Raw genomic sequence first — 21,485 nt, forward strand, 5'->3', positions numbered from 1 at the left:
TAGGTTGAGCCGGTATTACTTGTTCGCCACGGTGATGGGTCCTGCCGTGCCACCCAGCGTGGATTCGATCCAGATGTTGCCGGGATTGGTTGCCGGTGCGCCGCCATCCCGCAAGCGGAGGGTGAAGACGCCGCCGGTTTCCGGTGCCGCGGCCGCCGTTACCGGTGCCGTGCCGATGATGGTTCCACCGGGGCCGCCAACCCGGACGGTGACCGTCCCGCCCACGGCACTGCTGGTGCCGTTGACCCGGAAGTCCCTGCTCTTCCACTGACCGGTCGCGGTAACCCGGTCCGGAACCGGAGTCACGGTGACCACATCGGTCTTGGTGACGCCGCCTGCCGTGACCGCCAGCTCGAAGGTGAGCGGCTTGTTGGTCATGGGGTACTTGAACACGGGCAGGTTGAACGTGGGCTGCAGCGTAGTGCTGCCGGTCAGTGTCACCCCGTCAGGATCGGTGGGGCCAGCCTGCACCTGCCGCCACTGGTACGTGGCGCCTGCGCTGGTGGAACCCGTGCCGTCAAGCGTTACAGAGGTTGCGGTGGTGCGGCGGGCAACGTTCTGGTCGGGTCCGGCGCTGGCCACAACATCGCCCTGGACAGTCACCGGATCGCTCATGGCGGATTCGGGGCTGTCGCCGTTGCTGTTGCCGGCCCGCACCGTGAAGCGGTACTGGGTGTCCCCGGCGAGGCCGTCGTAGACGAGGCTGGTCACGTCCCCGGCCACCTTCTTCGCCGATCCGAATGCGGCGCCATCTGCCGTGTAGGCCTGGACGGTGTAACCGGTGATGGTCAGGCCTTCAGCACCGGGATTGGGTGCCGTCCAGGAAACCGTGGCCGTGCCCTTCCCGGCCACCGGGGCTCCGGTGAAGGCGGGTGCGGCCGGTACGGGGTCGTTGGTGATGGTGAACTCCACAGTGCCCTTGTCAGAGACGTTCCCGGAGGGGTCGATGGCCGCGTAAGTGAACTTGCTGGTTGCCGTCACAGGGACCGGGTCCTTGTACAAGATGGCTCCCTCGGAGGCGACGCTGCCGCTGCCGACAGGGTCCGACCCGTCCAAGGTGTAGTAGATGTCGCTGCCCTGTTCGCTGGCGGTGAGCGTCAGCTCCTGCGCCGTCGGGAAGGTGCCGCCATTAGGCGAAGCGGTCACGGTGGGCAGCGTAGTGTCTGTCTCCGGGATGAAGGGAACGGCAGGGAACGTCTCGCCCGCGCTGCTCACGGACACCACATAGACGTCGTACTCCTCGCCGGAGGTGAGCCCCTTGATGGCGGTGCCGGCGGCCTTGGGGTCGCTGATGCGCACGCCGGATTCGGCCTGTTCGCGGCCGGTGACTGTGTGGCCGACGGCGGTGACGCGGTACCCGGTGATGGCGGGGGTCCCGGGGACTGCTTGAGCCGGCGTCCAGTTGACCTTCAGGTCGCCGCCCACTGTGGCCACCTTGACGTTGGTAGGCCCGGCGGGCCCGGACTGCAGCGGGCCGTTGGGGCAGCCGCCCATTCCGGGGCCGCCCAGCTCGCCGAACTCGGCGATGGTCAGGCCCTGGCGGTTCGCGTCGGCGTCCTCGACTTCCCACGCCATGGCGCGCTCGCCGGAGGCGGCGGCAGCTATCTCGGCAGTGGCAGCATCGTTGAACTCGTAGGTTGCCGTGAACGTGCCGTCAGTGCCAAACGTAAGGCTGGAGCTGTAACCGTCTTCGGCAGTGAGCGGTCCGGGGACCGCCCGGACGTCTCGGCGGCCCACACTGGTGTCCTTGAGGGCCGGCTCCACGATCCGTTGCTCCATCTGGGCGGGGTTGACTCCGGCTCCGGCATGGCCCTTGACGGTCAGCGTGGTGCCGGACAGGGAGGAATGCTCGGTGACGTAGGCATCCTGGACCGTGGTGGCGCCTGCCTCGGCGCCGTTGAACTTGATGGAAACCACGTCCCCGGGCTGGATATCGGGGGTGACGTTCAGCCCGGTGCCGGCGCCCCAGCAGTATCCGCCGGGGTGGTTGATTTCAAAGGCCACGTCCCCGGCGGTGACCACGCCCTTGGCGGACCCGATCACTCCGGCCCCCTTCCGGGTGACTTCCACCAGCGCGGTCTGGCCCACGCGGTCCTGGTAGCCCTCAATAGTGATGAAGTCCCGGTCCGGGAAGACCACAAGGTTGTCCGGGAAGTTGGGGACGGCCGCATTGGCGGAGGGGATGGCCATCAGGGACGTGGCGCAGAGTAAGGCGGAGACGCCGGCAATGGTGCCGGCCCTGCCGTAACTGGCGCGGAACCGCGGCCCTCCCGGTTCGTGCTGTGGTGATTTCATGAGAACCTCACTGATCCTGGGTGCTTGCGCAAGGTGTTCGCGCATGCCCTGACGGTAGGAACGTGACCTTGCGGAAACGCTGGTTACGCCACCCCGGAGTGGTGGAATCCGCCAGGGGAACGCCGGCCGGCAACAGATCCCCGCCGGACCCCAAGGAGTTCCCTAGAAACCCCGGGAACACTGTCCGGCATGGCATCAACAGCAACCATCAGGCGCATCCGGGTCCTTGTCCCGCTCATCCTCCTCACGCTGGTGGGGACCCTCGTGGCGGGCATTGTGACTGCTGCGCCGCGGACACCGCCGGCAATGCTGGGTGCTTCAGGAAGCCTCGACGGCGGGCTGGGACGAATCAACGGGGTCATACCCCTCGAGGCCGACGGCTGGGCGCCCCCATCAGCCCCGGCAGCACTCGCCAGCCCGCCGGACGGGGAAATGCACCGCGTCCGCATCCTCGTGGAACTGACAGCCATGGAGAAGGACGGCATTTCCTTCGACCCGTCCCGGTATGCCGTTTCGGCCCTGGGCACGGGCAGCTGGAAGCCGGTCTGGGCCACGCCGGCCCCGGCCCTGGTCCCGCAAGGCCAGAGCGTGAACGCCACGCTGGTGTTCGAGCTCCCGGACCGCGCCATCGACCTGACCCTGGAACTGCCCGGCGGGCCGGGACTGTCACTCGGGGCAGGACACCACCGCAGCGCCAAGTGAACCGTCCTGCCAGCTGCGGGACTTCCATGGATTTTCCAAGAACCAGGCAATCCGGGCAGGGAATCCCCAAGCTGGCCCCTGCACAGTCTGGTTATTGAACAAAGGAGACAGCCAATGTCCATTTCACGCCGCCAGGTCCTGTTGATCGGAGGACTGGGAGTCCTCGGGGCGGGAGCCGCCATGTTGCCCACGGGGTCCGTGGAAGCGAAGTCCGCCAGCCGGCTCAGTGACAAGGAGATGCCCCGTCCGTTCCAGTCCGCCTTTGTCCAGGCGCCGTTCCTTGCGCCCTACGCCACCGGCATTGATCCTGCCGACGGCTTGCCGGTCAACTACTACAAAGTGACGGAGAAAGCGGCCACAGCCAACATCCTTCCGCGGCTCACCACGCCGATCCTGGGCTACAACGGGATCTTTCCCGGGCCCACCATCAGCCTCGACCAGGGGACGAAGGCGGTGCTGCGGGTCCGCAACCAGCTCCCCGCCCAGCACGCGCTCGACGGGCATGCCCTGTCCACGTCCACCCACCTGCACGGCTCGGCGTCGCTGCCGCAGTACGACGGCTACGCTTCCGACATCACGCACCCGGGCTTCTACAAGGACTACCACTACCCCAACTTCCAGCCGGCACGCACCCTCTGGTACCACGACCACGGCGTCCACTTCACGGCCCTGAATGCGTACTCGGGCCTCGCGGCGCAGTACCACATGCACGATCCGCTCGAACGCCAGCTGCTCCCGCAGGGCCGCTACGATGTGGCGCTGACCGTCAACGACGTCATGTTCGCCGCCGACGGGTCGCTGGGCTACGACGACAACACCCATTCGGGCCTTTGGGGGGACGTGATCCTGGTCAACGGCAAGCCCTGGCCGGTGATGAAGGTCCAGAAGCGCGTCTACCGGTTCAGGATCCTCAACGCCTCCATCTCCCGTTCACTCCGGCCTACCCTCAGCACCGGCGATCCCTTGGTGGTGGTCGGGACGGACGGAGGATTGGTTCCCACAGCCCAGAGCGTGACCAGTTACCGACACGGCGGGGCGGAGCGCTACGAGGTGCTGATCGACTTCCGGAAGTACAAGACCGGGCAGCGGATCGAGCTCCGGAACCTGTCCAACAAGAACAACGTGGACTACGACTACACCAACAAGATCATGGCCTTCGATGTCACCGATGAGCCGGTGGACACCACGGACCCCACCTGGAATCGCATCCCCACCACCCTGGCGGGGAGCGAAGCGATGTCGCTCAAGGCGAGCCAGTCGGTAAAGACCCGCTCATTCCGGGTCAAGCGGAACGATGTCACCAACATGTGGACCATCAACGATGACAGTTGGCAGGACGTCATTGCCAGCGGTTACAAGAAGGTGGCAGCGGACCCGGCGCTGAACTCGGTGGAGATCTGGGAAATCGAAAACAAATCGGGGGGATGGTTCCACCCGGTCCACATCCACCTGGTGGACTTCCAAATCCTCAGCCGCAACGGCCAGCCGCCCATGCTGCACGAACGCGGCCCTAAGGATGTGGTCTATGTGGGAGAAGACGAAAAGGTGCGGCTGCTCATGAAGTTCACCCCCCAGCAGGGCCTTTATATGATGCACTGCCACAACTTGCCCCACGAGGATCACGACATGATGGTCCAGTTCCGGGTTGGCCTCAAGGAATCGGACCTGGACGTCAACGATCCCATGACGGCCGCTAAAGCCGAGTGGGACGACGAAGAGGATTGACCACACAACGCACGACGACGGGCGGCGGCCGGGGTGGAAAGCCCGGCCACCGCCGGTGGTTGCGGCAGCCGGGAACAGACCGGCGCGTTCCCCGCCGCATTGTGCTGGCGCTGCTCCCGGCGCTGGCGTTGCTGGGCGCCCGGGCCTGGTTGGTGGAGCCCTTCACTGTTTCGTCGGACAGCATGGAACCTGCCATTGCCCGGGGCTCTGTGGTGCTCATGTACAAACCTGCTGCGGCCCCAGGCACGGTGGACCGCGGCATGGTGGTGGCCTTCACAAGCCCGGAAGACGGCCATGTGGCCATCAAACGGGTCATTGCGGTGGCGGGGCAAAGCGTGGCCATCCGGGACGCCGAACTCTTTGTGGACGGCCTGCACGTTGATGAGCCGTTCATTGACCACAGCCGCATCGACGCCACGTATTTCGGCCCCGTGACCGTCCCGGCCGGAAGCATCTTCGTCCTGGGCGACAACAGGGGCGTGTCCGTTGATTCACGGGACTACGGGTCCGTGCCCCTTACCGCCATCCAGGGCACCCTGCTGACCGGCGGGAAGTAGCTCCATGGGGCACGGAATTTCCACCACCTTGGAGGAACCTTTGGCTCCCAAGACGCGCAGTTCTGCCGCCAAGCAAACCCCAATCCGCAGTGATTAGCCTGCTTGAAATTGGCGGCACCGCAGCCCGGAAGGACGGACATGAGAATCCCCGCAAACCCTAGGCCCCCTGTTGTGGACAAGGCATTCCTTCTTGAATTGGAGCTTGATCGCGAGCAGGGCGATGGGTGCCGGCAGGTCTTCGTGGCCGACTTCATTGCGGGACTGCCTCGCCGGGTGGACAGGCTCCGGCTTGCCCTGTCCACTGCTGACACAGCGGACGCCCTTATGGCGGCCCGTGCGCTGAAGGTCTCCAGCCAGATGGTGGGCGCGGAGCGTTTGGCGGGCCTGATGCTGGACCTTGAGGAGGAACTCCGGGGACCAGCGTACGAGGCGGAAACCATCAGGCTTCCCAAGCTGGCAGTTGCCTTCTACGCGCCGGTCAACCGGTGTGCGATGCGGACCATCGACCACCTGCAGGCGTCCCCCTTCGCCGCCGTGTCCTAGCAGGCCCCGGCCCCTCAACCCGCGCTCTCACTCACAGCTGTGAGGAGTCCCGCTCCAAAGCTCCCGCTTCGGTTGCTTGTCCGCCGGACACAGTGATCACGCGGTCCGCCCGGCCGATGTCCGCCGCGTCATGGCTGGCCTCCAGGACCGTGGCGCCACGCCGCAGCTCTTCCGCCACGGCGGCCCGGATGAGCCGGTGGGCGTCGGCATCGAGCCCGGCGGTGGGTTCGTCAAGGAGGAGGATGGGGGATTCCTGTGCCAGCCCCTGGGCAATCAGCGTGCGCTGCCGCTGCCCGCCGGAAAGCTCGCGCAGCTGGCGGCCGGCAAGCTCCATGATCCCCATCCGGTCCATGCTGTCCGCCACCACCCGGCGGTCCAAGGCACGGAGCGGACGCCCCCGGCGGTGCGGCCAGCGCCCCATCTCCACCGCCTGGCGTACCGTGCACGGCATGGTGCCAGGCGCCTCAATGTGCTGGATGACGTATGCGGGCCGGGCGTGGGTGGTGACGGCGCCACTGTCCGGCGCCAGCACTCCGGCGGCCAGGGCCAGCAGGGTGGACTTTCCTGAGCCGTTACGCCCGGTCAGGACGGTGTGCGTCCCCGGTGCGAACGCCAGGCTGACGCCCGCCAGCACCTGCCGGTCCGGATAGGCGTATCCCACATTGCTGAACCTAACGGCGTCCATGCTCCTCCTTTATTGATAATGATTCTTATTAAGATACAGTGGCGGCGATGGAATGGATACTTGAACCCCTTGGCGCCTCCTTCGTGCAGCGCGCCGTCCTGGCCGGCAGCCTGGTGGCTGTCCTCTGCGCCGTGGTGGGTACGTGGGTGGTGGTGCGCGGCATGGCCTTCCTCGGCGACGCTATGTCCCACGGGCTGCTCCCCGGAATCGCCATAGCGTCCTTGCTGGGCGGCAACCTCCTCCTGGGTGCGGCGCTCAGCGCTGCGGCCACGGCGGCCGGAGTCGCCGCGATCAGCCGCAACCGGCGCGTCTCCCAGGACACCGCCATCGGCCTGCTGTTCGTGGCCATGCTCTCGCTGGGCGTGATCATCGTGTCCGCCTCCGGTTCGTTCGCCGTGGACCTCACCGGCACGCTCTTTGGTGACGTACTGGCGGTGGGCATGGAGGACGTGGCGCTGCTCGCCGCCGTCGGCTGCCTGGTGCTGGCCGTGGCCGCGCTCTCCCACCGCGCCCTGGCGGCCGCCACATTCCATCCGCAGAAGGCGGCGAGCCTGGGGCTGCGGCCCCGGCTGGCACATGCAGTGCTGCTCGGCATGGTCACCGTTGCCGTGGCTGCCTCCTTCCAGGTGGTGGGAACGCTCCTGGTGTTCGGGTTGCTGATCGCCCCTCCGGCGGCGGCGCTGGTGTGGGCCAGGTCCGTAAGGGCGGTGATGGCCCTCGGTTCGCTCATCGGCGTAGCCAGCGTGGTGGCAGGGCTGTGGATCTCCTGGTACGCGTCCACTGCCGCCGGCGCCACCATCGCCCTGGTTGCCGCCTTGTCCTACTTCGCCTCCGCCCTGTGCCATGCCGCCACCCGCCCAACCGGCTCGCAGCGGCGCAGCCCGCCCGCCGCCGTCGTCCCTTCAACCCCACACCCGGAAAAGGAAACCCGTGCCCCGCACCACTACGCCTAGAACCGCAGCCCTCCTGCTCGCGGTGCCCCTCCTGCTGTCCGCCTGCTCGGCACCCGGCCCGGACGCGGCATCCGCGCCGGAAACCGCTGAACCGCACGGCTACATTGCCGGTGCGCAGGAGAACTCCGAACCGCAAACCGGCCTGCTCACCGTCAATGCCGCCACAGGGGAGGGGCAGCTGCTGTCACTCCTCACCGGTGAGTCATCCGCCGCGGGCACTGAAGGCCCTGTCAATGCCGCTTACCGCGACGGCCGGTACGCCCTGATGGCCACGGGAGCGGGGGTGGACCTCTTCGATACCGGCGCTTGGACCGTTGACCACGGCGAGCACAAGCATTACTACAGTGCCGAGCCCGGGTCCGTTGGCCTGCTGCAGGTACCGGATGCGGGCGCAGTGGCCGGGGATGGCACCTCCATCGCGGTGTTCTCGGAAACCGGCGGGTACGCCGCCGTGTACCGCCACAAGGACCTCGACGCCGGCAACCTGACGGAGTCCGCCCGGATCACCACCACCCCGCACGCCGGCGTGGTGGTGCCGTACCAAGGTCATTTCCTGGCATCCGTGGCCACCGGTTCCGCTGCCGCCAACGGGGTTGAAGTGCGCGACGCCGGCGATGCGGTGGTGCTCGGCCGGCAGGACTGCCCGGGCCTGGCCGGCCATTCCGCCACCAGGGCGGGCATCGTGTTCGCCTGCTCGGACGGGGCGCTGCTGGTGAGGGGGGACGGCGGCACCTTCAGTGGGGAGAAGATTCCTTATCCCGACGGCGGCGCCGGCCGTCCACCGGCCACGCACCTGGAACACCGCCCCGGGTCCAACGAACTGGCCGGGCCGGCGGGTGACGCCGGGGTGTGGCATCTCGATGCCGCCAAACGCAAGTGGACGTTCCTGCCCACACCGGTTCCCGTGCTTGCTGCCTCCGCGGTGGGCGATGGGCGCCGGGTCCTGGCTGCCGGCGTTGACGGGTCCCTGCTGGCCATGAACCCTGCCACCGGGGCCCTTGAGGCGCAGGTTCCGCTGCTTGCCCCGTCCACCCCGGCAGGTGCTGTTCCCCGGGTCCTGGTGGACACCTCCCGGGCCTACGTAAGCGACCCCGCGCGCTCCGCAGTCCACGAGATTGATTACGCGGACGGGCTGCGGGTGGCACGGAGCTTCGACGTTCCTGCTGCGGATATCGTGCTGGAGACCGGACTGTGAGGGGGATCCTGGCCACGCGACGGGACCGGGCCGCCGGGCGGAACCGTGCCGGGAAAGCAGGCTGGCCGGCCCGGCTGGGCGTGCTGCTGGTGCTGGGATTCGGCCTGGGGCTTGCGTTGGGCGGATGTTCAACCGCTGCCGCAGACCGCCCCACGGTGGTGGTAACCACCAACATCCTGGGCGACATCACCCGCAACGTGGTGGGGGAGCAGGCCGAGGTGGTGGTCCTCATGGCTGCCAATGCCGATCCCCACTCGTTCGGCATTTCCGCCCGGCAGGCCGCCGGCATCGAAAATGCGGCCCTCATCATCCACAACGGCGGCGGCCTCGAAGAAAACGTCCTCAACCATGTGAAAGCAGCCGAGGCCGAAGGTGTGCCGGCGTTGCCGGTGCTGGACGCCGTCGGGCCCCTCTCCTTCACCCAGTCCGGGCAGGGCGCTCCGGACCCGCACTTCTGGACCGACCCGTCCCGGGTGGCCAAGGCCGCGGAGGCCATTGCCGCGGCGGTCAACGAGCACGTGGCAGGCGCTGACGCGACGGCGGTGCACGCGCAGACAGCCGCCTACACCGGGCAAGTGCAGGAACTCGAGGCAGCCATGGAGGCCGGTTTCGCCGGCATCGGGCCCAACCAGCGGAAACTCATCACCAACCACCACGTGTTCGGGTACCTGGCCGACCGGTTCGGTTTCGAGGTGGTGGGTGCCGTGATCCCGAGTGGCACGACGCTCGCCTCACCCAGCCCCACGGACCTGGCCGACCTCACGGGCAAAATCCGGTCAGCCGGGGTGCGGGCCATCTTCGCCGATTCGTCGCAGCCCGCGCGGCTGGCCGAAGTCCTGGCCGCCGAGGCCGGCGAGGATATCGCAGTGGTCCCGCTGTTCACCGAATCCCTGGGCCCTGAGGGGTCCGACGCCGGAACCTACCTGGGCATGATGCGCGCCAACGCCGAACGCATCACAGAGGCCCTGGCCTGATCCGGCGCCACCATACAGACCCGGGCTCCAGTCACGGAGCCCCCCACCCACACAGAAGGAACAATCCATGTATCACCGCACCGCACCCGTCCGCCTGATGACGGTGCTGGCCGCCGCGGGCCTGCTGCTCTCCGGCTGCGGCACCGCCGCCTCGAGCCCCGCCAGCCCTCCGCCAACACCGGCTGCCACCGTGGACTCGGCAGCGCCGCGCCTCGTCACCACCTATGACGGCGGCATCCAGGTCCTTGACCCGGAAACCTTCAAGGTGCTGGCCGACTTCCCCATGGAGGGGTTTAACCGGATCAACCCTGCCGGCGACGGCCGCCACGTGGTCATCTCCACTGCCAAGGGATTCGAGGTCCTGGACACCGGGGCGTGGACCGACGGAGGCAGGCACTACGCCCAGGAGCCCGCCATGACGGACATCGTCTTCCCCACCACCAAGCCCGGCCACGTTGTCCGCCACCACGGAAAGACCATCCTCTTCAGCGATGGCACCGGCGAGGTGACCGTCTTCAACTCCGCCGACCTGGCCGCCGGACAGCCCCGGGTGGAAACACACCGCGCCGAAGAAGCCCACCATGGCGTCGCCGTCGAACTTGCCAATGGCGAGCTGGTCCTCACCCTGGGGAACGACAAGGAGCGGCCCGGCATCATGGTGACGGATGCCGACGGCAAGGAAATCGCCCGGAACGAGGACTGCCCGGGCGTTCACGGTGAGGCCACGGCAGCCGGGGAGGCAGTGGTCATTGGATGCCAGACTGGCGTCCTGATCTACGCCGACGGCGCCATCACCAAACTGGCGAGCCCCACTGAATACGGGAGGATCGGCAACCAGGCCGGCTCGGAGGAATCGCCGGTGACCCTGGGTGACTACAAGAAGGACAAGGACGCCGAACTGGAACGGCCGGAGACCGTCTCCCTGATCAACACCGAGACGAAATCCCTGGCCTTGGTGGACCTGGGCACCAGCTACAGCTTCCGTTCCCTGGGCCGGGGGGCGCACGGGGAGGCGCTGGTGCTCGGCACCGACGGCGCCCTGCACGTCATCGATCCCGCAACAGCGGCCGTCAAAAACGTCTTCCCGGTGACCGCGCCGTGGGAGGAACCGCTGGACTGGCAGCAGCCCCGGCCCACCCTGTTCGTCAACGGGCACACCGCCTACGTGACCGATCCGGCGTCGAAGTCCATTTCGGCCGTCGACATCGAAACCGGAAAGGTCACCGGTACCGGCACGCTGGAGACAGTGCCCAACGAGCTGACCGGGGTTACCGGCTAGGCGCTTACCCGGGCCTGTTCCCTGGGAGCCGCGGGCGGGTGCGTCCGCGGCTCCCAGGGCTCTTGCGCCAAATTTGTGGTTGGTTCCGGGGCTGCCACTACTAATATCTGAGGAAGAAGCCACCCTGCTGACTACCTAAGGGCCGGATCATGCTCGGAGAACTCACCGCAGAGACAGTTGCCAACCGCAACAACGTCACCACGCTTGGCCGTGCGGACGGGCCGGTGATGGTGTTCGCCCACGGGTACGGCTGCGACCAGGACATGTGGCGGCGGCTGGTGCCCTACTTCGCCAAGGACTACCGGGTGGTGCTCTTCGACCATGTGGGTGCCGGCCACTCCGACCTGGAGGCGTACGACCGGGAAAAGTACGGGGCCCTGGATGGCTACGCCACCGATGTCCTGGAGATCTGTGAGGCGCTGGACCTGGCCGACGTGGTCCTGGTGGGCCACAGCGTCAGCGCCATGATCGCCCTGCTCGCCGCCGCCCGCGAGCCGGAACGTTTCGCCCGGCTCATCCTGGTGGCCCCGTCGCCCAGATATACGGACGACGCCGACGACGGTTACGTGGGCGGGTTCTCGGACGAGGACATCCAGGGGCTGCTGGAGTCCCTGGACAGCAACTACTTCGCCTGGGCGGACGCACTGGCGCCGATGGCCATGGGCAACCCCGGCACCCCGGAGTACGCAGAGGAGCTCCGCAGCAGCATCTGCCGGACCAACCCGTCCATCGCCCGGCACTTTGCCCGGGTCACGTTCCTTTCCGACACCCGCCATGTCCTGCCGCAGGTCCAGTGCGACAGCCTGATCCTGCAGTGCACCGATGACCTGCTGGCACCGGCGGCGGTGGGTTCCTACGTCCACCGGCAACTCAGCCACAGCTCCCTGGTGCAGCTGATGGCAACCGGCCACTGCCCCCATGTGAGCGCTCCTGAGGCCACGGCCGCAGCCATCCTGCACTACCTCAATCCACGGCCGTGACGGACACCGCCGGCCGGCCCGTGGCCAATTTCGAGACGCTCTTCCACCAGGCTCCGTGCGGCTACCTCATCACGGACGACGACGGCCACATCACCGCGGTCAACGACACCTTCGTGCGGTGGACCGGCTACGGCCGGGCGAAGCTGCTCGGAATGAAGCTGCAATCACTGATGCCGGTGGGCGACCAGATCCTTTACGCCACCCACTGCATTCCGCAGCTGGGCATTACCGGCTCGGTGTCCGAGATTGCCGTGGACATCATTGGCTCCGACGGCGTTCGCCGCCCGGCGCTGCTCTCGGCCTCGCGGTTCGCGGCGACGGGGCAGGAACCGGACAGCGTCCGCGTAATCATCTTCAGCGCCCACGAACGCCGGCTGTACGAGAAAGAGCTGGTATCCGCACTGCGTGCCGCCGAGGAATCGGATGCCAGGCGGGCCCTCGCGGAGGAGGAACTGCAGCGGCTGGCCCTGCACGACGCCCTGACCGGCCTGCCCAACCGGGCCGGCCTGAAGGCACGGGTTGGTTCAATACCGGCTGGAGCAGCAACGGACAGCCCTGGTGAGGGGAATCCGCTGGCCGCCCTCTTCATCGACCTGGATCACTTCAAGGCGGTCAACGACAGCCTGGGCCACGGCGCCGGGGACAACCTGCTGGTGTCCGTGGCGGGACGGCTGGCCTCCGCTGTCCAGGCGCCCGGTGCGGTGGCGCGGCTGTCCGGCGACGAGTTCGTGGTGGTAGACGCGGTGGCCGGGACGGAGGAAGCGGCCGCCCTGGCCGCCCGGCTGCTGGAGGTCCTTGCGGCACCGATCCATCTCGAGGACCTGGAGATCGTCACGTCGGCCAGCATTGGCATCGCGGTTGCCCAGGGCGGGGACGACACCGTTGAAGACCTCATCCGCCGTGCGGACATCGCCATGTATCGGGCCAAGGAACGCGGCCGGAACCGCTGGGAGCTGCACCGGCCGGCTCCGTCGGACCCGGCGGTGGACCGCCTCCGTGCCCTCGGCGAACTGCGCCGCGGCATCGGCGAAGGCGCCCTCCGCGTCCACTACCAGCCCCGGATTGACCTGCACACGGGGCGGGCCAGCGGTGTGGAGGCCCTGGTGCGCTGGCAGCATCCCACCAGGGGCCTGCTCCCGCCGTCCGAATTCATTGCCATGGCCGAAGAATCCGGGCTGGTGCGTCCGCTGGGTGCGTGGGTGCTGGACGAGACCCTGAAGCTGGCCGAAAGCCTGCGGCGGGATGACCGGCAGGGTGCCGGACTGGAATTTGCCGTCAACCTTTCCGCCCGGCAACTCAACGATCCCGGGCTGGTGGACATGGTGGAAAGCGCGCTGGAGCGGCGCAACATGGACCCGGCGCTGCTGCTGCTCGAAATCACCGAAACGGCCCTGATGTCCGATCCCGTCGCGGCCGTGGAATCACTGACCGCCCTCAAGAACCTGGGGGTGGGGCTCGCCGTCGACGACTTTGGCACCGGTTACTCCAGCCTCACCTACCTGAAGAAATTCCCCATCAACGAACTCAAGATTGACCGGTCCTTCATCATGGGGCTGGGACTGGATACCGGGGACGCCGCGATCGTGGGCAGCTGCATCGATCTGGCGCACGCCGTGGGAATCCGCGCCGTAGCCGAGGGAGTGGAAACCTCCGGCCAGGCCCAGACGCTCCAGGACATGGGCTGCGACCTCGCCCAGGGCTACCTCTTCGCGCGGCCGCTGACCGAGCGGCGGCTCAGGGAATGGCTGGCATCCCATACCTGGGCACGCCCTTAAACGCACGTCGCCCCGTCCTCAGCCGCCACCCGTATGTGTGGGTTCAGCGGCAATGGGACAGGGCGAGGGGCGGAACTTGAGGAATGGCTGGCACGCGGGCCCGAATCGTGGGCTCTGTGGTGCCAGGGTCTTCGCTATGCGGCCAGGCGGGTGGCGGCGGCGGGTACCTTGCGGCGCGGTGCCAGGACACTGATGGTGCAGGGTGCCTGGAGCGGATCGATCCTGGTGGGAAGATGTCGGGTTTCTGACGCGGTCCGCAGCATCTCCAGTGCGGCTTCATCCACGAAGGCCTGCGAGATGTCCAGTTCCAGGTCCAGCCCTTCCTTCAGGGAGTTTGCCCGTTTTGCTACTACATAAAGGGCGTTGACGCTGTGGACGGTGATATGCCCCTTTGCAATCACCTTCGCACGTGCGTGGTCGAGATCAACACGGACAACAATGTGGAGCTTAGAGTTCAAGATGTAAAGCCTTCCCCGGCATTGGCTGCGACGCTGCAGCTTTTTGCGTGGCCGTTTTCATCAGCCTCATACAGAGTAGGGGTTGAATGTGATGCACGCAACAGTTTGACGAATTTATTACCGGAGGCTTCGATGCTGATCCTGTGACCGCCTGTCAGCCCACTGCTTCGGGGACCCTGCCCGCCAGTTCCGGAAGCCCGCCGGTCAACACCGCAACGGGGGCCGCGGACCAGCGCTGCCGCTCCGGTTCGAAGGACACCACCACCGAGTTATCGTTTTCGCGGGCCTCATCCATGGCAAGCAGCAGGGCGTCCTCCATGTGCCGGGCGTACTCCAGCCGATCGCCAAGGGAACCCTGGAGGTCTGCGTCGTCAATGAGCACATGGCCCTTGCCGTCCACGATGACCTTCAACGAATACCCCTGGTCCTCGTGCAGGGATCCGCGGGTGGATGAAATTTCCGTGACTCTGTCTGCCCGGACCAGCCCGTTGCCGAGCGTGCGGATCCACACTTCACCCATTACATTGACCTCCCCTTGGCTGGGGGCGCGGAACAGCACCCCTAAGGCGAAATGTACTCCTCCGCGACCCATTTGTGACCCCTGGATTAATTGCCTGGGGAAAGGGCGGCCAGTATTCCGGTGCCGTCCGCCCTGCGGGACCTTCGGCACTTCCGGCCCGCCGCGGCCCGATGTGACGCTGGTGGCATGGCTTCGACCAGCCGCAGCGGCGGCGTCGGCTCCGCCTTGGTCAATACTGTCCTGCTGTGGGCCATCAACATGTGGCCCGGCTGGCGCATGGTCCCGTTCCTGGCTCCGGACATGACCCGCGTCCTCGATGCCGTGAACGCAGCCCTCATTGCCGGCATCATCGTGAACCTTGTTTTCGTGGTGGTCCGGTCAAGGGGCCTGCAGGCGCTCGGAAACCTGGTGGTCCTGGGCTTCGGGATGGCCGCATTGCTCAGGCTCTGGGATGTTTTTCCCTTTGATTTCGGCGATGGCTGGTCCGGGTGGCCACTGGTGGTGCGGGTGTTCCTGGCGCTGGGACTGGTGGGCTCGGTTATCGGTGCAGTGGTGGAGGTGGTGGCCCTGATCCGGTCACTGGCAGGGCTGGCACCCCGGACCCGGCAGTAGCTTCTGTTGCGCGGCGCGACGTTGCGCGCCGGGACGAAGGAGGGCGCCGCCATAGGATAAATCTGATGACTTCCCCCGGTGGTTCCGAGCCCTTCAACCTGCGCAGCATTGCGGTGGCCGCCTTTGGACCCACCCTGCTCTTTGGCCTGGGGCAGGGGGCCATCCTCCCCGTGGTGGCCCTGACCGCCCGAGACCTTGGCGCCACTGTGGCGGTGGCGGCCCTCATTGTCACCCTGATGGGGCTTGGATCCTGGTTCTTCAACTTGCCGGCCTCGCTTGTGACGCTGAAGTTCGGGGAGCGCTGGTCCATCGTGGGCGCGTCCGTCGCCGCCGGGCTGGCGCTCGCCGCTGCCGGGTTGTCCTCCCTGGCGCCCAACGGCCTGGTGCTGCTCGCCGTGGCGATGACCGTCGTCGGGATGTCCGGAAGCGTCTTTGGCCTGGCCCGGCAGAAGTACCTCACCGAGGCGGTGCCGGTGGAATTCCGGGCCCGTGCGCTCTCCACGCTGGGCGGCGTGAACAGGATCGGTGTGTTCATCGGGCCGTTCCTGGGCGCTGCGGTGATGCAGTTTGGCGGCATCAACGGCGCCTACTGGGTGGGTGTGGTGGCCATGGCGGCGGCCGCGCTGCTGTCCCTTACCATCCCGGACCTGGCCGCTCCGGACGCGACCGACGGCGGCAATCCCGGCCCGCAGCCCACGCTCCGGAGCGTTGCGGTGTCCCATGCGGGGGTCTTCCTGTCGGTAGGCATCGGCATCCTGCTGCTGTCCGCCCTCCGTTCCTCGCGGCAGGTGGTGATCCCGCTGTGGGCCGACCACCTGGGCATGGACGCCACGTCCGCCTCGCTGATTTACGGCCTGTCCGGGGCCATCGACATGCTGGTCTTCTATCCAGCCGGGAAGCTCATGGACCGCAAGGGCCGGCAGTTCGTCGCCGTACCCTCCACGCTGCTGATGGGAGCGGCGCTGGTGCTGATCCCGCTGACCGGCTCGTTCACCGGGCTGCTGCTGGCATCGCTGCTGATCGGGTTCGGCAACGGCATCAGTTCGGGGCTGGTGATGACGCTGGGGGCCGATTTCTCGCCGGACCGCGGCCGCGGCCAGTTCCTGGGACTGTGGCGGTTCATGGCCGACGCCGGGTCCACGGGCGGGCCGCTGCTGCTCTCCGGGGTCACCGCTGCTGCATCCCTGGGCGTGGGGATCTCGGCCACCGGCATCCTGGGCTTCGCGGCGGCGGCCGTGTTCGCCGTCGTCATTCCCCGCCTGAAGCACCGCCGCAACTACTGACGTGCGCCATCACTTTTCGTTCCTAAAACCGCATTCTAGGGACGAAAAGTGATAGGGCAACGGGCTGTGGTGGTGGACACTGTTCCCATGAATACTCCCCGGAGCATCACGCGGGACTGCGTCATCGCCGGGGGAGGGCCTGCCGGAATGGTGCTGGGCTACCTCCTCGCACGGGCCGGCCTGCAGGTCACGGTCCTGGAAAAGCATGCCGACTTCCTCCGCGACTTCCGCGGTGACACCATCCACCCGTCCACACTCACCCTGTTGCGCGAACTGGGCCTGCTGGAACGGTTCCTGGACCTGCCACTGACCCGCATCAGCACCATGGATGCGGTCTTCGACGGCGAGCGCTTCACGATCGCGGACTTCGGCACCCTGCCGGCGCCGGACAACTTCCTGGTGTTTGCCCCGCAATGGGATTTCCTGAACTTCCTTGCTGCGGAGGCCTCGGCACTTCCGGGGTTTGAGCTCCGGATGAGTACGCGGGCAGATGAACTCCTTTACGACGGCGGCCGCGTCGCCGGGGTCCGGGCCACGGATCCGGACGGCGGCCTCGACGTCCGCGCGCCGCTGACCGTGGCTGCCGACGGTCGCGGATCAGCGCTCCGGAACGACGCAGGGCTGTACCCAACCGGCTCGGGCGTGCCCATCGACGTGCTGTGGTTCCATCTGCCCAAGCCCCGCGATCCGCTTCCGCCAACGCTTGGATACGTCTCCGGCAAGGGCATGGTGCTGACCCTGGACCGGGGCAGCTACTACCAATCCGGCATGATCATCCGCAAAGACAGCTTCGAGGCCATCAAGGCCGAGGGACTTGGCGCGTTCCGTGCCCGCATCGGTGCCGCAGCTTCCCACCTTGCCGTCCCGGCGGAGAGCATCGTGGGCTGGGACCAGATCAAACTCCTGTCCGTGAAGATCAATCGGCTAAAGGTGTGGCACCGGCCCGGGTTCATCGCCATCGGGGACGCGGCGCACGCGATGTCGCCCATGTTCGGGGTTGGCGTCAATTACGCCATCCAGGATGCCGTGGCACTGGCCAACGCCGCAGTGCCCGGGCTTGCCCGCGGAGAGGTGCGGGACGCCACGCTGGCAGCGGTGCAGAAGCGCCGCGAGGTACCTGTCCGAAAGATGCAGCGCATCCAGCGCCTGGGACACCGCGCCATCGCTCGGCGCCCCGGCCGGCGCGCCTTCGTTCCCCTGCCGGCCAAGTGGGTTTTGCGTGCCTTCGCCCCGCGGATACGCCGGGCGGCAGCCCGCTTCATCGGCGTCGGGTTCCGCCCGGAGCACCCGCAGGTCTTCTGAGTTTCGCCGGCAGCTTTGGTGGGTACCCGCCGGACCGCGGTTATCCTCGACACATGGGTGAAACGGGGACTCGGGTTCGGTCCAGCCCGCTGCAGAAGGCGCTGTGGTGGGTTCAGGACTATGAGTACGCGGCCATGTGCCAGGTGGAGGGCGTGCTGTCCCGGGTGCAGCCCGGGTCCTTCCACCAGGGCACGCGGAACCCCGTGGTGATCATCCCCGGTGTGTACGAAAACTGGCAGTTCATGCTGCCCCTGATCCAGCGGATCCACGACGCCGGCCACCCCGTTCACGTGGTCACGGTCCTGCAGCGGAACAAGCTGGAGATCCCGGCGGCAGCCCGCCTGGTGTCCCAGCACATCGAAGAGGCGGGGCTCCGTGACGCCGCCATCGTGGCGCACAGCAAGGGCGGCCTGATCGGCAAGTACGCGATGCTGATGATGGACCCGGAGCACCGGATCCGCAAGATGATCACGGTGTGCACCCCGTTCTCCGGTTCCAGCTACGCCAGGTATATGCTGCTGCCGAGCCTGCGGATGTTCTCGCCGCGGAATGCCCTGACCCTGGAGCTGGCCCGCGAAGAGGCCATCAACAGCAGGATCACCTCCATTTACGGTCCATTTGATCCACACATCCCCGAGGGAAGCATCCTGCCTGGCGCCACCAACATCGCGCTTCCCACGGCCGGGCACTTCCGGATCCTGGGCGACCCGGAAACCGCCCGGATCATCACGGAGCAGCTGGCCCTTCCGGAGCCAAACTCAACGCTGTGATCCTTCACGCGTTGCGGGTGGATAAAAGCCCAGCTCAGGCCGTGGTTTAACTTTCAAATAACTTGAGCGTTCTTTGCCTTTTTTCGCGCTATGTTCCTGCGTTTGGCTGTGCATTGTTGTTCCCAGCAAGACAACTTCCACCAAAGTAAGCAAAGTCTGAGGGGACACATCATGAAGAACAGCACTCTGATCAAGGGAACCGCAGCCATCGCCGTAGGCGCAGCACTGTTGCTGGGCGGCGGCGGAACTCTGGCCAACTGGAACGCCGAGGCAGCGGCGGCTCCCGGCACCATCGTCGCCGGCGACCTGAACGTCACAGCTGCCGCCGGTGTCTGGACTGACCGCACCGGCGCAACTATCAACATCAATACCTACAAGGTGGTTCCGGGTGACAAGCTCACCTACACCCAGGCCCTGACGGTGACGCTGGTTGGTGACAAAATGGCCGCCAGCGTGGTGCTCGCGAACGTTCCGGCCAACACCTTCACCGCTGACAACGTCGCCATCTCCCCGTTGAAGCTCACCAACACCGCAGGTGATGTCACGTCGAATACCGTTCTGAAGCCTGTCAACGGGAGCGCGACGCAGACCGTCACGGCATCGACTGTTTTCGAATTCAAGAGCACCACAACCGGCCGCAGCGATGTTGCCAAGAACTACGACCTCGGCAACGTGAGCTACACGCTGACCCAGCTGACCCAGACTGGTCTTTCCTGATCTGACCGGGCCGGGCGGCCTACGGGCCGCCCGACCAGCAGAGTTAGGAAACGGACCAGGAGGAGACACCATGCGCATCAAGCGCTCACTGCAGGCGGCGGCCCTGATCGCCGCTGCAGTGCTCCTGGGCCTCCTCACCGTCCAGGGCAGCTACGCTCTGTGGAACGCCACCACATCAGCGGCACCTGGATCCGTGTCCTCGGCTTCGTTCGACATGGCGATGACCGCGGTCAACTCGGGCCAAACCACCAACATGACCTTGGCCAACGGAACAGCAGCCACCCTGACGCTGTCACCGGCAGGCACCCTGGGCCCGGGGACACCGGTGTACGGCGGAGTGCAGGTCACCAACAACACCAACGCCGGCGGCCAGTTCAACACGGTCATCACGGCGGGCCAGCCCACCATCGCCAACGTCAGCGGCGGGACCCTGGCCAGCTACATCAGTGTGACCGCCAAGCGGGCCACCTCCACCGCCGACTGCAGCAACAGCGCCGGTTATGTGGCGATCGGCGCCGGCGGACTTGACTCGCCCACGGTGGCCAAGAACGGTTCCACCATCTTTTGTTTCCAGGCCAGCCTCAGCTCCGCGGCCCCCACCTCCCTGAAAGGACAAGCAGTGAACATCACCCTTCCGCTCACCGCCCGTCAGTGCGGGGTGTCCGGTGGCTGCTGACCTGACCGCCGGACCGGCTTTCCCGGCCCGCGCACCGCGCAAGAAGTCCCGCACCGCCGGCCCGTCGCCGTCGGCCGCTGACGAAAGCCGCCGCAAGGGCGCCGGGGCGTGGGCCGCCGTCGGACGGATCCTAAGCATGTCCGCCATGCTCGTGGCGCTGTTCGCGGCCGTGGTCCTGATCGTCATCCCCGTGGCAACCGGCTCGCAGTCCTACACCATCCTGACCAAGTCGATGGCAGGGAAGTTCCCGCCGGGCACGTTCATGGTGATGAAGCCGGCGGCGTTCGACGAACTCAAATACGGCGACGTCATCACCTTCCAGATGTATTCCGGCCGCCCGGACGTGGACACGCACCGGATTGTCGGTTTCGGGTCCACCCAGTCGGGGGAGAAGACGCTGATTACCAAGGGCGACAACAACGGCGCCAACGATCCCGAGCCCGTCCGGGCCATCCAGGTCAAGGGCAAGCTGTTCTATGCGGTTCCGTATGTGGGCTTCGTGGCCAACGCCCTGGGCAACTCGGACCGCGGCACCTGGACCGTCCTGGCCGCCGTGGGCCTGATCGGCTACGGTGCCATTACGGTCTACAAATCAGTCCGCAAGCCTCGCGGCAGCAACGGTCCGGCCGGAGCCGTGGCCTAGATGCGCACGTTCCGGAACCTTCCAGGTGCCGCGGTTGCCGTCGGTGCCTTCGTCCTCACTGTCATGCTGGGGCTCGGCGGAACTGCGGCGTCGGCCCTGTGGCAGCAAAGCGCCACCGCCACCATGACTGTCGCCTGGCCGCTGCAGGCCTTCACCGGATTCACCTGCGCCAACGACAACCCCCAAAAGGTCGCCACACTGTCCGCCGCGGGAACCAGCAAACCCACCTCGCTGACGTATTCGGCGCGGCAGGCCAATGGGACCTACGGCCCGTCCTACACCGAATCCGTGGTGCTGGGAACCACCAGCACCGTCACCCTGACCATCGGGTCGCAAATCATTGCCGCCAACCGCTCCACCTCGCAGCTCACGGTCCGTGTGGTGGCAACCTACGCTGACCAGACACAAGTCACGGCCACCGCTGTTGTCGGCCTCGAACAGGGAAACAACAGCAACAAAGTCACTTGCATCTCAGCCGCCGCCTAGCGTGTGGAAAGCCTCCGCCAGCTCGGCGGAAGCAGGCGCCGCCACCACCCCCCCGAGGGCGGCGCCAGCTTCTGCCGAGCTGGTTTTGGCTTAAGGGCCGTTAAAAGCGAAGAACCGCTGCCCTGCCGGGAACGGTTCAAGAAGACTGGGAATTCCAGAAGACTGGGAAGTGGGTTCCTGGCGGCGCCCACTTCAAGACGCCGCCAGGAGAATTTGGAGCGTCTCCAACAGGAGCCGCTATGCCGGGTCCCAGCGACCCGGTAGCAGCAACTATTCGGCATCTCGATCAACTTTCCGCCGGATCTGCCGCAAGGAACACTCAAATTCGAGTCATGATTTGAACCATTCAGCGCCC

22 protein-coding genes are annotated in these 21,485 nt (G+C 66.7%); 18 read left to right on the forward strand and 4 right to left on the reverse strand.

The window, feature by feature from the left end:
- Positions 1 to 15: 15 nt before the first annotated feature.
- The gene (locus UC32_RS01115; protein ID WP_235423558.1) at positions 16 to 2,340 is read right to left on the reverse strand and encodes a fibronectin type III domain-containing protein; all 2,325 of its coding nucleotides are present in this window, start codon (positions 2,338 to 2,340) and stop codon (positions 16 to 18) included.
- Positions 2,341 to 2,484: 144 nt separating this feature from the next.
- On the opposite strand from UC32_RS01115, the gene UC32_RS01120 reads away from it, so the two are divergent.
- From UC32_RS01120 to UC32_RS01135, 4 genes are all read left to right on the forward strand, one after another.
- Positions 2,485 to 2,997 carry a hypothetical protein gene (locus tag UC32_RS01120; protein WP_045729449.1) on the forward strand — a complete coding sequence of 171 codons (513 nt, stop codon included), beginning with the start codon at positions 2,485 to 2,487 and terminating at the stop codon, positions 2,995 to 2,997.
- A 114-nt stretch (positions 2,998 to 3,111) separates the two neighbouring features.
- On the forward strand, positions 3,112 to 4,722 hold the full coding sequence (locus tag UC32_RS01125) for a multicopper oxidase family protein (protein ID WP_045729450.1): 1,611 nt from the start codon (positions 3,112 to 3,114) through the stop codon (positions 4,720 to 4,722).
- Positions 4,719 to 5,279: a signal peptidase I gene (lepB, locus tag UC32_RS01130; RefSeq protein WP_235423559.1), complete on the forward strand. Its 561-nt coding sequence runs from the start codon at positions 4,719 to 4,721 to the stop codon at positions 5,277 to 5,279. The genes UC32_RS01125 and lepB overlap by 4 nt, the downstream gene beginning before the upstream one ends.
- Positions 5,280 to 5,417: 138 nt before the next feature.
- Positions 5,418 to 5,822, forward strand: a complete 405-nt coding sequence (locus tag UC32_RS01135) for an Hpt domain-containing protein (protein ID WP_045729451.1) — start codon at positions 5,418 to 5,420, stop codon at positions 5,820 to 5,822.
- A 31-nt stretch (positions 5,823 to 5,853) separates the two neighbouring features.
- Here UC32_RS01135 and aztA read toward each other — a convergent pair whose 3' ends face one another.
- Positions 5,854 to 6,507 carry a zinc ABC transporter ATP-binding protein AztA gene (gene aztA / locus UC32_RS01140; RefSeq protein WP_045729452.1) on the reverse strand — a complete coding sequence of 218 codons (654 nt, stop codon included), beginning with the start codon at positions 6,505 to 6,507 and terminating at the stop codon, positions 5,854 to 5,856.
- 47 nt (positions 6,508 to 6,554) lie between these two features.
- Between aztA and aztB the strand changes: the two genes are divergently transcribed.
- The 6 genes from aztB (at position 6,555) to UC32_RS01170 (ending at position 13,663) form a co-directional block, all read left to right on the forward strand.
- Positions 6,555 to 7,460, forward strand: a complete 906-nt coding sequence (gene aztB / locus UC32_RS01145; protein ID WP_045729453.1) for a zinc ABC transporter permease AztB — start codon at positions 6,555 to 6,557, stop codon at positions 7,458 to 7,460.
- Entirely contained in the window at positions 7,438 to 8,655 is a 1,218-nt protein-coding gene (locus UC32_RS01150) for a hypothetical protein (RefSeq protein WP_045729454.1), read from the forward strand. Before aztB ends, UC32_RS01150 begins: the two co-directional genes overlap by 23 nt.
- Positions 8,652 to 9,629 (forward strand): zinc ABC transporter substrate-binding protein AztC, encoded by a 978-nt coding sequence (gene aztC / locus UC32_RS01155; protein ID WP_152642527.1) that lies wholly within the window; start codon positions 8,652 to 8,654, stop codon positions 9,627 to 9,629. Before UC32_RS01150 ends, aztC begins: the two co-directional genes overlap by 4 nt.
- Positions 9,630 to 9,696: 67 nt before the next feature.
- Complete coding sequence (gene aztD, locus UC32_RS01160; protein WP_045729455.1) at positions 9,697 to 10,908, forward strand: zinc metallochaperone AztD; 1,212 nt, start codon at positions 9,697 to 9,699, stop codon at positions 10,906 to 10,908.
- 149 nt (positions 10,909 to 11,057) lie between these two features.
- A complete protein-coding gene (locus tag UC32_RS01165) occupies positions 11,058 to 11,888 on the forward strand; it encodes an alpha/beta fold hydrolase (RefSeq protein WP_045729456.1) in 831 nt (276 codons plus the stop codon).
- Complete coding sequence (locus tag UC32_RS01170) at positions 11,885 to 13,663, forward strand: GGDEF and EAL domain-containing protein (RefSeq protein WP_045729457.1); 1,779 nt, start codon at positions 11,885 to 11,887, stop codon at positions 13,661 to 13,663. Before UC32_RS01165 ends, UC32_RS01170 begins: the two co-directional genes overlap by 4 nt.
- Positions 13,664 to 13,797: 134 nt before the next feature.
- Here the strand turns inward: UC32_RS01170 and UC32_RS01175 are convergent, their stop codons facing one another.
- On the reverse strand, positions 13,798 to 14,121 hold the full coding sequence (locus UC32_RS01175; RefSeq protein WP_015938013.1) for a hypothetical protein: 324 nt from the start codon (positions 14,119 to 14,121) through the stop codon (positions 13,798 to 13,800).
- A 154-nt stretch (positions 14,122 to 14,275) separates the two neighbouring features.
- On the reverse strand, positions 14,276 to 14,641 hold the full coding sequence (locus tag UC32_RS01180) for a hypothetical protein (protein WP_045729458.1): 366 nt from the start codon (positions 14,639 to 14,641) through the stop codon (positions 14,276 to 14,278).
- 186 nt (positions 14,642 to 14,827) lie between these two features.
- On the opposite strand from UC32_RS01180, the gene UC32_RS01185 reads away from it, so the two are divergent.
- The 8 genes from UC32_RS01185 to UC32_RS01220 all read left to right on the forward strand — a co-directional run bounded on the left by UC32_RS01185 (position 14,828) and on the right by UC32_RS01220 (position 21,130).
- Positions 14,828 to 15,253: a hypothetical protein gene (locus tag UC32_RS01185; protein ID WP_045729459.1), complete on the forward strand. Its 426-nt coding sequence runs from the start codon at positions 14,828 to 14,830 to the stop codon at positions 15,251 to 15,253.
- 65 nt (positions 15,254 to 15,318) lie between these two features.
- The gene (locus UC32_RS01190) at positions 15,319 to 16,536 is read left to right on the forward strand and encodes an MFS transporter (RefSeq protein WP_045729460.1); all 1,218 of its coding nucleotides are present in this window, start codon (positions 15,319 to 15,321) and stop codon (positions 16,534 to 16,536) included.
- Between the two features lie 87 nt (positions 16,537 to 16,623).
- A complete protein-coding gene (locus UC32_RS01195) occupies positions 16,624 to 17,838 on the forward strand; it encodes an FAD-dependent oxidoreductase (RefSeq protein ID WP_045729839.1) in 1,215 nt (404 codons plus the stop codon).
- 53 nt (positions 17,839 to 17,891) lie between these two features.
- Entirely contained in the window at positions 17,892 to 18,608 is a 717-nt protein-coding gene (locus UC32_RS01200; RefSeq protein WP_045729461.1) for an esterase/lipase family protein, read from the forward strand.
- A 171-nt stretch (positions 18,609 to 18,779) separates the two neighbouring features.
- Positions 18,780 to 19,325 (forward strand): alternate-type signal peptide domain-containing protein, encoded by a 546-nt coding sequence (locus UC32_RS01205; RefSeq protein WP_045729462.1) that lies wholly within the window; start codon positions 18,780 to 18,782, stop codon positions 19,323 to 19,325.
- 70 nt (positions 19,326 to 19,395) lie between these two features.
- Positions 19,396 to 20,001 carry a hypothetical protein gene (locus tag UC32_RS01210; protein ID WP_045729463.1) on the forward strand — a complete coding sequence of 202 codons (606 nt, stop codon included), beginning with the start codon at positions 19,396 to 19,398 and terminating at the stop codon, positions 19,999 to 20,001.
- On the forward strand, positions 19,991 to 20,644 hold the full coding sequence (locus UC32_RS01215) for a signal peptidase I (protein WP_045729464.1): 654 nt from the start codon (positions 19,991 to 19,993) through the stop codon (positions 20,642 to 20,644). Before UC32_RS01210 ends, UC32_RS01215 begins: the two co-directional genes overlap by 11 nt.
- A complete protein-coding gene (locus UC32_RS01220) occupies positions 20,645 to 21,130 on the forward strand; it encodes a hypothetical protein (RefSeq protein ID WP_045729465.1) in 486 nt (161 codons plus the stop codon).
- The last annotated feature ends 355 nt before the right edge of the window (positions 21,131 to 21,485 follow it).

The organism is Pseudarthrobacter chlorophenolicus (assembly GCF_000962805.1).
In the GTDB taxonomy this organism is placed as follows: domain Bacteria; phylum Actinomycetota; class Actinomycetes; order Actinomycetales; family Micrococcaceae; genus Arthrobacter; species Arthrobacter chlorophenolicus_A.

Bases quoted from the DNA above. Each gene is read 5' to 3' on its own strand.
- UC32_RS01135 (WP_045729451.1), top strand. From the start codon at position 5,418: ATGAGAATCCCCGCAAACCCTAGGCCCCCTGTTGTGGACAAGGCATTC.
- UC32_RS01195 (WP_045729839.1), top strand. From the start codon at position 16,624: ATGAATACTCCCCGGAGCATCACGCGGGACTGCGTCATCGCCGGGGGA.
- UC32_RS01180 (WP_045729458.1), bottom strand. From the start codon at position 14,641: ATGGGTGAAGTGTGGATCCGCACGCTCGGCAACGGGCTGGTCCGGGCA.
- UC32_RS01185 (WP_045729459.1), top strand. From the start codon at position 14,828: ATGGCTTCGACCAGCCGCAGCGGCGGCGTCGGCTCCGCCTTGGTCAAT.
- UC32_RS01120 (WP_045729449.1), top strand. From the start codon at position 2,485: ATGGCATCAACAGCAACCATCAGGCGCATCCGGGTCCTTGTCCCGCTC.
- UC32_RS01200 (WP_045729461.1), top strand. From the start codon at position 17,892: ATGGGTGAAACGGGGACTCGGGTTCGGTCCAGCCCGCTGCAGAAGGCG.
- UC32_RS01205 (WP_045729462.1), top strand. From the start codon at position 18,780: ATGAAGAACAGCACTCTGATCAAGGGAACCGCAGCCATCGCCGTAGGC.
- aztD (WP_045729455.1), top strand. From the start codon at position 9,697: ATGTATCACCGCACCGCACCCGTCCGCCTGATGACGGTGCTGGCCGCC.
- UC32_RS01165 (WP_045729456.1), top strand. From the start codon at position 11,058: ATGCTCGGAGAACTCACCGCAGAGACAGTTGCCAACCGCAACAACGTC.
- UC32_RS01190 (WP_045729460.1), top strand. From the start codon at position 15,319: ATGACTTCCCCCGGTGGTTCCGAGCCCTTCAACCTGCGCAGCATTGCG.
- UC32_RS01125 (WP_045729450.1), top strand. From the start codon at position 3,112: ATGTCCATTTCACGCCGCCAGGTCCTGTTGATCGGAGGACTGGGAGTC.
- UC32_RS01210 (WP_045729463.1), top strand. From the start codon at position 19,396: ATGCGCATCAAGCGCTCACTGCAGGCGGCGGCCCTGATCGCCGCTGCA.
- aztB (WP_045729453.1), top strand. From the start codon at position 6,555: ATGGAATGGATACTTGAACCCCTTGGCGCCTCCTTCGTGCAGCGCGCC.
- UC32_RS01220 (WP_045729465.1), top strand. From the start codon at position 20,645: ATGCGCACGTTCCGGAACCTTCCAGGTGCCGCGGTTGCCGTCGGTGCC.
- UC32_RS01115 (WP_235423558.1), bottom strand. From the start codon at position 2,340: ATGCGCGAACACCTTGCGCAAGCACCCAGGATCAGTGAGGTTCTCATG.
- aztA (WP_045729452.1), bottom strand. From the start codon at position 6,507: ATGGACGCCGTTAGGTTCAGCAATGTGGGATACGCCTATCCGGACCGG.